Here is a 12,368-nt window from a genome sequence, read left to right as displayed (position 1 = left end):
AATGCGGTTCCTTCATGATGATTTAGCCTTTACCGCCGTAAACATCGATGCCTACGCCGCCTCCGCCTTCAACCGGCTCAAGCGGACCATTCGGATTGTCCTTAATCTTCTGCAGCATGGCATCCCCTTTGGTCTGCCATTCCTTAAGCGCCTCTTCGACGGATTTCTTCTTCTGAATGACTTCCTGGAAGAGCGGCTGCGCAAATTGCTGAACCTGATAGAGGTTCGGCTTCTCACGGTATAGCTTCTCAAGATTAATATCCTGAGGCGGAATCGGCTTGAGGGAGTAGAATGCCTGGATGTTATAGTTCATGCCGTCCTTCGGCTTCAGGAATGATTTACGCGCTACCATCTCATAAGTGCTGCGGGATTTCAGCTTCGCCCATTCCTTGCTGTTGTTGAACTGGATGAAGTCCCACGCATCTTCGCTGTTTTGTGCATTGGCGCTGATCGCCATAAGATTATTCAAGTAGATATTGCCGCCAATGCCCGGAGCTTCCTCGAAAGTCGGAATCGTTACGACATCCCAATCCGGGGATGGGATCTTAGGGTTCTTAGCGGAATAATCTTTGGCTCTGGCCAGCTCATTCACGTAATCATAGCCGCCGATCATCATCGCAATCCGGCCGCTGATGAACAGATCGCCTTGGAACGGGTTGAATACAGCTTTCTCATCCCGCGCAATGCCGCCTCCGCCGCCGTTGTTCATATCTTCTTGGGTAGGCACGATTTTCTCTTGGTACAGTGCGGCTACTTCACTCCACACTTTGCGCCATTGCGGCGTATCCACGGTCATCTTCTCTGCTTTATTATCAAACATCTTCAGCTGCAGAGGAGCCGAGTAGGTTTGGGAATCCCAGAACGGGTCTCCGCTCCAACGATTGAACGAGAAGCCGAACTTACGCTCCGCGCCTTCGCCCTTCGCTACCTGTTTCGCTTTCGTCAGGATATCCGTCCATGTCATACCGTCTGTCGGCGGCGTTACGCCCGCATCGGTAAATAGCTTCTTGTTATAGTAGAGAGCCGATGCATTGAAGGTCGGCGTAAGCGCGTAGATGCTGCCGCCTCCCGCGTCCTTGATCCCGTCAATAACCGTCGGAACGAAATCCTCGATATCAAATTCGCTCTCTTGAATAAGCGGATCCAGCTGTTTAAGCAGATTGTCTTCTACAAGACGCTTCAGATAGGAAGATTCCAATACCACGACATCAACCGGATTCTTGCCGTTGATCATCTCTTTCAGCTTCTCGTAAGGATCCGGCTGCTTCTTGTTCGGATCGGGCTCTTCGAAACGCTGATCGTCATAGTTGATCGCTGCTGCGATTTCGATGTCGATATTCGGATGCGTCAGTTCATAACCATCCGTGAACTGTTGGCGCAGGTAGGGTTCATTATCGGAATTGGAATACATAAAGCCGATTCTCAGTACATGTCGTTCTGCTTCGTTACCGCTGTCTCCCTTGCTGCAAGCTGCAAGACTTGATGCCAGCAGGCCAGCTGTAACCGCCAAAGCAGAAGTCCTCATAATTAGTTTTCCCCGTGAACGTCTTACCTTCTTCTCCATTCGTTCTACCCCTCCAGTGATTTAGGCGGCGATATAATGATGCGCTCACCGTCAAATTCCATTGATGCTTTATCTGTAATTTGTAACGCCGTTAAATAAGATTTCGGAATTTGAAGCCTGCCCACGCGGTCTACGACAACATATTCTTCATGGATGGCTTGGTCGCCGCCGAGCGTCGAACGGTTCCCTGTCTGATCGTTATCGTCCAAATTCGGGTTCCGCTTAATAAATTCGGTACTGGTCAGTCCGTCCCGAATCGCCACGACGCGATCAACCTTGCCGGCTAACGATAAGTCATGCGTAACGATAACAATCGTAATGCCGATCTCGCGGTTAAGCCTGCGGAAGATATCCATGATGAGATCGGAAGTGCGCGTATCGACGGAGCCTGTCGGCTCATCGGCAAGCAGCAGCTTCGGCCGGTTCGACAGCGATATTGCGATTGCAACCCGCTGCTGCTCGCCGCCGGAGAGCTGATGCAGCTTATTGTGCATGCGCTCCTTCAGACCCACCCACTCCAGCAGCTGCTTCGCATAAGCGCGATCCAATTTGGAGGATAACATCATCGGCATTTCCACGTTCTCGAGCGCCGTTAAATACGGGAGCAAATTGCGTGCATTGCTCTGCCAGATAAAACCGACGGTATCGCGTTTATAGGAAACGAGCTGCTCATCGGTAATCTTCAGCAAATCCCACGGCCCTACACTTACTTGGCCGGCAGAAGGGCGGTCAAGACCGCCCAGTATATTGAGCAGCGTCGATTTCCCGCTGCCGCTGTTACCGATAATCGCCATCATTTCTCCTTCACGTACATGAAGGTTCAGCCCTTGCAGTGCAACGACCTCAAGATCATCTGATTTGTAAATTTTAACGAGTCCCTCGCAAGTAATCATGAGGTCTTAACGCTCCTCTCCCATCTTAACGGCTTGATGTACGCGCAATCTGCGGATATGAATGAGCAGAAGCGCTGCACCCATCAGCATCATGCATCCGACCACGATGTAGAGCTGCGTCGTATCCTTGGAATCGAATACGACCCTAAATGGCGGTACAGAGTTCGCGACATTGTCGGTCGTCTGCAGGAACGGCAAGAATAGCAAGCTCGCAATTTTGCCGATTAGTATACCAAGTCCGATAGACAGCCCCGCCGTAAACACCTGCTCAAGGAGCAGCATTCCGGTCAACTGCTTCCTGGAGAGCCCCATCGCGCGAAGAACGCCAAATTGCACAATCCGCCCCGATAGATTAAAGAACCAGAACAGAATGTAACCCGTAAGCGACACGATGATGGAAACGAGGAAGCCGAGACTTAGAATCCCGAATACGCCTCCGCGCGTCGGATGCTTCGATTGCACGGCTAGCTCGATGCGCACGTCCTGCACATTCGCAAGCTCGATGCCTTCGTCCTGCAGCTGCTTCATGATTGGAGCGGTAAGCGCGCCCGGTTTCATTTTCAGCCATACATCGTAAGGAATGATCGGCACTTGGTCATAGATATAATCCAAATTCGCAATGATGAACGGCGATGAATCCGGATATTGACTCGGCCAGTACGGTACGATACCGACAACGACGAAATCGATCATTCCTTCCTGTAAGCCGGCAGAAACCGTATCCCCCAGCTTCAGCTGATATTTCTCGGCTACATTGGAAGGAATAATAGCAGCTTGCTCATAGAGCCCCAAGTAATTTAAGTAGTTGAACGGATGTGAAGGATACAGATCGTCGCGGAACCAGGCAACCTTGGAAAAGTCGACATTATCGATGCCCATCACGGTTCCTTGTCCGGCCGACCGTCCCGAAACGACGATATTGGCTTTGGTCTGCAGCACTCGCGCCGCCGCTTCTACCCCATCCAGCTTGCGGAACACTTCAAATGGCGGCTCCGAATAGTTGATCCGAGTCGGAACCGTAGAGCCGCCGCCGTTACCGCCGCCACCTCCACCGTTACCGCCTCCTCCATTACCTCCACCGCTGCCGCCATTGCCGCCGCCGGATCCTTCTCCTCCGCCTTGTCCGCCACCGCCGGCATCGCCGCCCCCGGTGTCTATCACTTCGGCGGTTCCTTCCCATACCGTCTGCATCACGACGTCAGTTCCGAATTTGTAGAGCGTCCGCTCCGTGGAGTTCAGATCGATCGTTCGCGCAGCAGAGGCATTATATACCCCAAGTCCCAGCGTTAAGATAAGCAAAATCATCAGCGGGTAATACCCCTTCGACGATCTCGACAGCTGAGTCAGTGTTAAGTAGAGCGGCACAGGCAGCACCTTCTTGCCGATCCAGTTAAAGAGCTTCAGCAGCCACGGGAATACACGAAGGAAGAACAATCCCATCGCGAAGATGGCGAGCGCCGGAACAAAGAACAGGAATGGCTGTACATTCAGCTGATCCGTCGTCATTTTGCTCTTAAACGAAATGAGCTGGCGTTCATTAAATAAGTACCAGCCGTACGCTGCGATGCCAAGCATCAGCACATCGCCATACCATCTCTGCCAGAGCGGCTTGCGATCCGAACGGGCAATCTGTTTCTTATAATCCACGATCGATGCCCGGGCATAAATGACCGCAGGGATGATCGTAGCAAGCAGGGCAAGCACCACGGAGCCAATACCTGCGAGGATCGACTCTGTCCCGAAGCCAATCGGGATCGATTTCCGATTCACGAACTCCAGGAATCCATTGGCCGAACCGATGCTCTTCGCCATAAACCAACCTATTAAAGGACCTATAATAAGAGCGATTATTCCGAGCAGCAATCCTTCCAGCGTATAGATGCCGATGATCTGCCTTGTTCCCGCTCCCCGGCTGCGCAATACGGCAATGTCGCTGCGCTGCTTGTCGAGCGATTGCCGTGCATTCATTGCAATGAAGTAGAACACCATCGCCAGCATCGGCGCAGCCAATGTAAAGAGCAGCAGCTGCAGCTGGAGACTCGACTTACGGAACTCATTGAGCAGCTTCGCGAATGAGATCTCTACCCTTGTGTCCTTCAAACGCTGATACAGCTCGATATTCAATCGTTCAAGCGTATCATTAAGCGGCGACAATTGACTTGTCTTGATATCTTTCAAATCGAACGCATAATACCAGTTGGCCGTATGAACCGGAATCTTCCGATCCTTCATCAGCCCTTTCTGGAAGGCGTTCTCGCCGATTTGCAGCGTACTCATCAAGCCCTCAAGCCCTTGGTACCAATACGGATCCGTATCGCTCAGCGGCTTGAACGCCCCAACGATCTTAACGCGAAGCGTCAGATTCAACCCGCTGTAGATCGGGTATTCAAACACATCGCCAATATGAATATCGCTGCGGTACATCGCTTCTTCCAGAATGACCGCTTCGATCGTGTCATCATCGCCGACCGTGTCCGTAAACCAGCGACCCTGCGTCAGCTCGGTTTTCTTATCGAGGCCGCTCATCGACGTAAGACCCATCTGACGAACACGGCTCGCATCGACGGTCGTCGGATCCTCCGGCGTCAGCTCTGCATTTCGAATAGCCAGACTTTGTACATAGGTGCCGAAAGGAAAACCAACTTCACTCGGGACATCCTCGCGGATATAACGAGACACCTCGGTCAACGCATTCAAATCCGTCTTGCCTGTCGTTTCCTGGTAACGCATCAGAAGCGATCCCGCCGGCAGCCCGCTGCTCTCTTCCTTGAGCGATTGTGCCACAACCCGCTTCAGCGCTCCATCCGCGTACATCGGGATACTGGTCGCAAAGGCGACGGCAATGATCAAGCCGGCCAGCGAGCTGAGCGTCATCCATCGCGTGTTCCACATTTTGCGAAGCAGAAAGCGAAATAGCGGCATCCCCATAGCTTATCGACCTACGACTTTCTGCCCCGGTGTCAATCCTTTGAGGATTTCAACTTGCGTTGCCGTTTGCTGCCCTACTTCAACATCCACCTCGCGTTTGCCGTTCTCATCGATGACTTGCACATAAGTACGGGACCCGATCGAACGTAATGCAGATGGCGGAATCACGATTGCATTTTCTTTGCGGTCCATAATAATGGAGATCGACAGCGGCGTTCCGCGTGTCACGCCTGCAGGCATTTTATCCAGCTTCACGGTTAGAAAATCCTCCGGCCGCTCCGGTTTATTGCCGCCGGCGCCTCCATTACCACCGCCCCCGCCTTCACCATTGCCACCGTCATCCTTCTGAATCGGTAGCTGGGCAATCTTGCCTTTGACCTGTCCGGCACCGTTGATGTCAACGACAACCGGCATGCCTACGGAAATACCTTGCAGCTCGTCGGCGGTCATTTTCGCTGCTGCGGTTAACTGTCCGGTATCCGCGATGATGCACACAGGATCATAAGCTTTGATCAAATCGCCTTTCATGACGTTCATCGAAACCACCGTACCGCTGAACGGCGCTTTCAGAATCGCTTTGTCAATTTCCAACTGCGATTCAACCAGCTTCTGGCGTTTCTCTTCGAAAGTGATCTTCGCAAGCTCAAACTCTACCGGATCCATCTCATCCTTCTTGCGCAGCGTTTCCTTCATTTGCAGCTCATCTCGTGAAAATTGCAGCTTATCGGAGCGCAATTGCTTCTTCATATCGTCCACATCGAGGGAACCAATCACTTGGCCTGCCGTTACTTTCTGGCCGACTTTAATATGAAGTTCCTTCAATCGTTTGCCGTCGAGAGTGAAATAAAGCGTTTCTTCCTGAAGCGAAATCAGCTTCCCGATTCCCGTCTTCTTCGTTTCGAGCGTAGCTGTCGTTACCTCGTACTCCGGCTTCTTCGAAATTTGCGGCGGCGCAATAGCAGGCAATGCTTCTTCGTTATCCTCGTTTGGCAGCAATGAGCATCCGCTCGTGAAAACAAGAGAAGCTCCAAGAACTACAACAGCTGCAGTCTTAAATGAACTTCCCGTCAACCATTTCGTAAACATGATCGGCAACCTCCAGAATCGTGGGATCGTGCGTTGTCATACAAATTGTAACTTGTTCCGTGCGAATGATCGTCTGGAATACCGACATAATTTGGGCGGCCATTTGTGAATCAAGCTCAGCGGTCGGCTCATCGGCAAGCAGCATGCTGGGACGATGTGCGATAGCCTTCGCGATCGCAACACGCTGCTGTTCACCCCCGGATAGCTCGAACGGACGGTGATGCATCCTCTTCGCAAGACCGACAAGATCCAAGCAATGCTCTACCCGCTTCTTCCACTCCTGAGACGGAATACCCGCCATACGCAGCGACAGCTCGACGTTCTCATAAGCAGATAAGAGCGGCATTAAGGCATACGCCTGAAAAATAAACCCGATGTGCTTGCGCCGTACCTTCGTGCGTTCGTCATCATTCATGCTATGGAAGGGCAAATCTTGAAAGAAAATATGGCCCTTCGTAGGTTGGTCGAGCCCGCCGATCATATTGAGCAGCGTTGTTTTGCCGGAGCCGGAACGCCCGCGGAGCATCACGAGCTGCCGGGGACGAAGCTCCATCGCAATTCCTTTCAACACATGCAGCGGTTGCCCGCCTACTTGGAATGTACGTTCAACCGACTCTACGGTGAGAAGCGGTTTGGTCTCGATTGTTGGTATGTACGGAGCCTCGGATTCCCTTGTTGCGTCGGATTCTACAGCTTCCTTTGTTGCTTGTTTGCTTCTCCACCATCCCATCGCGGCTGCAGAGACCCCCCTTCCTATTAAAAAACTTTAATCTCAATAACGTTTAGACGGAGCGAGCAATCAAAAAGTTACGCGCTCAGATACCAAATTCGTTAAATATTTGCTAAAAAAGCTTCTGAGCCGCAAAAACGGACATGATCCGCTTTATGGCGCAGAAGCTCTCTCTTAAGACTAACACATTATGGCTGCTTCCAATTGTAAAATTTCGAACCAATGATGACCGAAACAAGGCCCCACGCCAGCATAATGCCGATATTCATCCAGAATGTGGCATTCATCATGCCAAGATCATATACCATGCTGTCCCGGATCCCGTTAGCGAAATAAGTCAGCGGCATGACGTTCGCAAGCGGCTTAATATAGCTCGGCAATACGTTGATATCGAAGAAAACGCCGCTGATAAACATCATGATAAAGCTGGTTAAATTCGCCATGCCGAAATAACTTTCCATCGTCTTGCTAAACCCTGCGAGCATAAATCCGATCCCTGCAAAGGACAACGTGCCAACGATGAAGACGATCAAGAATGCGGGCACATTCATATTGATATGTGCTCCGAATGCAAGAACGCCGATCAGCGTCAGAAGGACAATCTGGATCGCGCTAAGAATAAACTTGACCGCAATGCCGCCCAGTCCGAACAGTCCCATACTCGCGGGTGTCAGAATCAGTCTCTTCAGCAGGCCATTGCGACGCATTTCTACCATAGATACCATCCCGAACAACCCGGCTTGCGAGATGGCGAGCGCAATTAAACCGGTGAGCAGGAAATCGGTATACTTCAGCTCTTCACTGCCTGCGGATACGAATTCCGTCTTCAGGGTAAATGCGGGAGCAGCGCCGGAAGCGGCACTGTTCAACTGCAGCACGATATTGTTCAGAATACTCTGTATCGCCTGCGAGGAAGGGGAGTTCTGCTTCTCCTTATTCAGCAGCAGCTCAAGCGATGAGGCATCTTTTGTTTGCGGCAGCACGATAACCGCGTCCACATCGCGATCCTTCAGCCACTCCTCCGCCTTCTCGCGGCTTACCGGCGTTTCTGACTTGTACTCGAATACATCGATCTGCTTCAAGCCGCTGCGCAGATCCTCGGCTAATGTATTGGAGGCAGGTTCGACGAGCGCAAGCTTAGCCGTGAAGCTGCCGCCCGAACTGCCGCCGAATATCATGATGAAGATCACCAGTAGAAGAACCGGATAGAAAATCGACCAAAACCATACATTCTTATCGCGGAACGTCATTTTGAACTGTGCGGCAAACAGCTTCTTGAATGGCTTCCATCCGTTTCGGTTCATCGGCTCAGTCCCTCCATTCTTTGCCGGTGAACGCGATGAAGACGTCCTCCAAGCTCATTTCACGAATGGATACCTGCTCGACTCCGATGCTTTGCTGCGAGGTAAAACCGAATAATTGATACAGCGTCTCCTCCGGCTGCAGCGACCAGACAACCAGATGATCGCCGCTGCGCTTCACGCGCGTTACGGCCGCATTGTTTAATGCAATATGCTCCGCGAGCGATGCGTGCTCATCCCCGCCGGTAAACGTCAGATGAATCTCCCGTTCTTTCGTGAGACGGCCGATTAATGCTTTTGGCGTATCGAGCGCAACGATTCGGCCTTGATCCACGATGCACACGCGATCGCTCAGTTTATCGGCTTCCTCCATGTAGTGCGTCGTAAGAATCGTGGTTTTGCCAATCGCTTTGAGTTTCAGTACGATATCCCAAATGTTACGTCTTGCTTGGGGATCAAGCCCTGTCGTCGGTTCATCCAGGAAGATCAGCTCCGGATCGCTGATCATCGCAAGCCCAATGGCCAGCCGCTGCTTTTGACCGCCGGAGAGTGCTTTGACTCTCTTATTCCGATGGTCGGCCATGTTGATATAGCCCAATATTTCGTCTGTCGGCCGCCGTCTGTCGTAGAAGGAAGCGAATGTTTCGAGGTTCTCCTCCACCGTCAGCAGATCGAACAACGCGCTGGTCTGAGGCTGAACGCCGATGACCATTTTGATCTGAGACTTGTTTGCGGCCCAATTCATGCCCAGTACGGCAACCGATCCGCGATCCGGCTCCTGCAACCCTTCAATCATTTCAAGCGTCGTGGTTTTGCCTGCCCCGTTAGGTCCGATTATGGTGAAAACCTCGCCCTTCTTCACCGTAAAACTAATCCCGTCCACCGCAACCGTTCCTCCGAATGACTTGTGCAGATCATCAACGGTAAGCACCGTCTCGCCTGCCTCGTGCTTTGTCACCAGCCATCATTCCCCTTCCTTCGCGCTAATGCCTTCCCTTACTTTATCATTGGAAAATGAAAGCAAGAACCGCCTGCGGAGGGAATTGGCCTCGGTCCCGAGAAGGAGAACGAGAAGCGTGAATACCTAGCCTCGCATAGCGATGGCATTGCCTGAGGTATACCGTTTGAGTCCAATGCGAAATAACGCCGTACCTGCCGCCAACAGGCCGATCGTCATCGCTATCGCCTGACAGAAGAAGACCGGATCGAAATCGCGCATCAAACCAATCGGCAGATAGCTGATGAATCCTGCGGGAACGATCGTGAATAAGAGCAGCTTCGCTGCGCCGCGGAAGATCCCGGAAGGATACGTCGAAAGCGCCACAAAGCTATTAAACACTTGACCTGCAATTCCCTCGGCATTGCCGAAGAAGAACGCGCAGCTTCCGGCAATAATCATGACGCCCATAAAGATCAAGCCGCTAATAAGCAGCCCCAGTCCGAACTGCACCGCGCCAAGCAAGGTGTGATCGCCAACCCAAGCGTACACGGCCAGCCCAAACAAAAAATCTCCTGCTGCCGTCAGCGACATACGACTGGCCAACACATGAAGCAGCACAGGCTTCGGCTGCGATAAATACACATCGAGCTGACCGCTGGAAACAACGGCAGCTATGCGATGAAAATTGCCAAAGAGCATATTCGCCCAGCCGAAACCACCAGCCCCGACTGCCCACAGCATCATGACGTCCGATAGATTCCACCCGTTCACCACTTGGAACCGGTCAAAGAACAGGCTCCAGAAGAACAGCCACATGAAATTGTTAATAAACATCATCCCGGCGAGCAAGAAGAAGCTCATGCGATATTCCATCGAGGACGCTAAATTGACTTTCCAGCAGGTCAGCAGAAACCGGATCGTCCCGAGCGGCGTTTGCATGTGGTCTTTCTCATATTCCTTCGCTGCGTTATCCGCCATTGACATGAAGTTTCGCCACTCCTCTCCTGTACATCATGATCGTAAAGCAGGTCAGCACCGCAATCCAGGCTGCCTGAATGGCCATTTGCTGCAGTAAGGACACGGACCCATAGTTCACAGCCGTCCTTGCCGGAAAATACAGCATGGCCTGGAAAGGCAGCCACGAGCATATGCGCTGCAGCCACTCCGGCATAAGATCGAGCGGAAGCAGCATACCGCCAACTGTGAATTGCAGCTTATGGAGCACAAACTCCATCCCGCGCGTCTCCTCCACCCAGAAGGCGCATAAGGCAACGACCATGTTCAGCAGAAACGCAATCGTGAGCGCCCCGAGTGTAAGGGACAGCAGGCCTGCCCAGCCGAAGCCGAAATTCGGCGGTCCAACAAACGTCCAGGCTATCATGCTGCCCACTGCCAAGTGGACGAAAAATCGAAAAATCGCTTCCGATAGATACGCGGCATATTGATAGCCGACATACGAGATAGGTCTGATGAGCCGAATCGCGATATCGCCGCTTTTCACCTCATTCTCAATGGCCGTGCATAGGGCAGGCACTCCCATCGTAATCGCCTCTGTAAATACCAAATACCAAATGATCTGCTTCAGCGTATAGCCGTTAATGACGCGGGTGCTGTCTCCGTCATAAGCAGCGCTCCACAGCTGAACGAATACAAATAAGATGAGCAGCAGAAACGATGCCCGCATAATAAAATCCGTCTTATAGGCCATTTGCTGCCGCATCGTGATATGCGCAACGGCTCCAATTTTCTTACTACGTCGTACCCACAAGGGGTCCAAGTTCCGAATGGTCATCGCGCTGCCCTCCCGACCCATAGATATGCGTAATGATTTCTTCCATCGGCGGATCTTCGACCGTCATGTCGTCCAGCTTGAACCTGCCCATTAACGCGCTGACTACCGATTCAATGCCGACTTGCTTCAAGTCCACAGCCAGCTTCAACTTGCGTCCCTCCGAATGAAGGACTTCCATGCCTTGAAGATCGGGCAGCATACCCGGTACGAAATGATCGGATAACGTCAGCGAGATGATTTTGCGGCTCAGCACCTCCCGCTTCAACCGATCCACCGGCGCATCCAGCAAAATGCCGCCATGATGGATAACGACAGCCCGTGAGCAGAGCTCCTCCATATCACCGGCATCGTGAGACGTCAGGAAGACCGTAGTCCCCTCCTCGCGGTTCACTTCCAGGATCAGCTCTCGAATCCGCTGCTTCACGACCACGTCAAGTCCAATCGTTGGTTCATCCAGGAACAGCAGCTGCGGTCTGTGCAGGAAGGAAACCGCAATCTCGCAGCGCATCCGCTCTCCTAATGAGAGTTTGCGAACCGGAATATTCAAGTAAGGTCCAAGCTCGAAGCGCTCGATCAAATCTGCACGCCTTGCCAAATAATCGCTTCGGTTCAGCTCGTAGACACGACTGATCAAATCAAACGTATCAATCGGCGGCAAGTGGTACCACAGCTGCGATTTCTGCCCGAATACGGCGCCGATTCGAAAAGCCAGCTTCGTCCTATCCCTCCAAGGCGTCAACCCCAGCACTTGCGCTTCGCCCGAGGAAGGGTGAAGAATCCCGGTCAGCATCTTGATCGTTGTCGATTTGCCTGCTCCGTTCGGCCCCAGAAAAGCAACCCGCTCCCCTCTTGCAACAGTCAGATCGATTTGCCTTACGGCCACCTTTTCCTCCCATTGCGGCCGAAAGAGCGAGCGGATGCTCCCCGAAAGCCCGGCGTCCTTGCGCTTTACGGCAAAGCTTTTGCTCAGCCCCTGTGTCTGTAATGCTGCGGTCGACATTGCATTCTCCCCCTGTCTTCGTACGGTGCTTCGGTAAAGCAAAAAAGACCTCCTGCAAGCACCGCCTTATCGTTATAAGGCGGAACTTGCCGAAGGTCTTTTATCCCTACGGTGTAGCATGACATATCGTCGTT

Annotated in this window: 10 protein-coding genes; all 10 read right to left on the bottom strand. The window is 52.3% G+C overall.

Translation table 11 applies throughout. From position 1 onward, the window contains the following. Positions 1-22: 22 nt before the first annotated feature. The 10 genes from I8J30_RS16370 to I8J30_RS16325 all read right to left on the bottom strand — a co-directional run bounded on the left by I8J30_RS16370 (position 23) and on the right by I8J30_RS16325 (position 12,234). Positions 23-1,564: an ABC transporter substrate-binding protein gene (locus tag I8J30_RS16370; protein WP_091219419.1), complete on the bottom strand. Its 1,542-nt coding sequence runs from the start codon at positions 1,562-1,564 to the stop codon at positions 23-25. A 5-nt stretch (positions 1,565-1,569) separates the two neighbouring features. Further along, the gene (locus I8J30_RS16365) at positions 1,570-2,457 is read right to left on the bottom strand and encodes an ABC transporter ATP-binding protein (protein WP_210659470.1); all 888 of its coding nucleotides are present in this window, start codon (positions 2,455-2,457) and stop codon (positions 1,570-1,572) included. A gap of 6 nt (positions 2,458-2,463) precedes the next feature. Beyond that, complete coding sequence (locus I8J30_RS16360; RefSeq protein WP_210659467.1) at positions 2,464-5,385, bottom strand: ABC transporter permease; 2,922 nt, start codon at positions 5,383-5,385, stop codon at positions 2,464-2,466. 3 nt (positions 5,386-5,388) lie between these two features. Then, positions 5,389-6,471, bottom strand: coding sequence for an efflux RND transporter periplasmic adaptor subunit (locus I8J30_RS16355; protein WP_210659466.1), 1,083 nt, complete (start codon positions 6,469-6,471; stop codon positions 5,389-5,391). After that, positions 6,437-7,201 carry an ABC transporter ATP-binding protein gene (locus I8J30_RS16350; protein WP_210659464.1) on the bottom strand — a complete coding sequence of 255 codons (765 nt, stop codon included), beginning with the start codon at positions 7,199-7,201 and terminating at the stop codon, positions 6,437-6,439. Before I8J30_RS16350 ends, I8J30_RS16355 begins: the two co-directional genes overlap by 35 nt. A 188-nt stretch (positions 7,202-7,389) precedes the next feature. Continuing rightward, positions 7,390-8,505 (bottom strand): ABC transporter permease, encoded by a 1,116-nt coding sequence (locus tag I8J30_RS16345; protein WP_240548125.1) that lies wholly within the window; start codon positions 8,503-8,505, stop codon positions 7,390-7,392. Between the two features lie 4 nt (positions 8,506-8,509). After that, positions 8,510-9,460, bottom strand: a complete 951-nt coding sequence (locus I8J30_RS16340; protein WP_210659462.1) for an ABC transporter ATP-binding protein — start codon at positions 9,458-9,460, stop codon at positions 8,510-8,512. Positions 9,461-9,586: 126 nt separating this feature from the next. Then, positions 9,587-10,426: an ABC transporter permease gene (locus I8J30_RS16335; RefSeq protein ID WP_240548124.1), complete on the bottom strand. Its 840-nt coding sequence runs from the start codon at positions 10,424-10,426 to the stop codon at positions 9,587-9,589. Continuing rightward, on the bottom strand, positions 10,410-11,234 hold the full coding sequence (locus I8J30_RS16330) for an ABC transporter permease (RefSeq protein WP_210659460.1): 825 nt from the start codon (positions 11,232-11,234) through the stop codon (positions 10,410-10,412). The genes I8J30_RS16335 and I8J30_RS16330 overlap by 17 nt, the downstream gene beginning before the upstream one ends. Beyond that, complete coding sequence (locus I8J30_RS16325) at positions 11,194-12,234, bottom strand: ABC transporter ATP-binding protein (RefSeq protein WP_210659458.1); 1,041 nt, start codon at positions 12,232-12,234, stop codon at positions 11,194-11,196. The genes I8J30_RS16330 and I8J30_RS16325 overlap by 41 nt, the downstream gene beginning before the upstream one ends. Positions 12,235-12,368 lie beyond the last annotated feature (134 nt).

Origin of the sequence: Paenibacillus lignilyticus (assembly GCF_017942085.1) — a bacterium.
Classification (GTDB): domain Bacteria; phylum Bacillota; class Bacilli; order Paenibacillales; family Paenibacillaceae; genus Paenibacillus_Z; species Paenibacillus_Z lignilyticus.
Note: the sequence above shows the minus strand (reverse complement) of the source record. Positions and strands in the feature narration are given on the sequence as shown.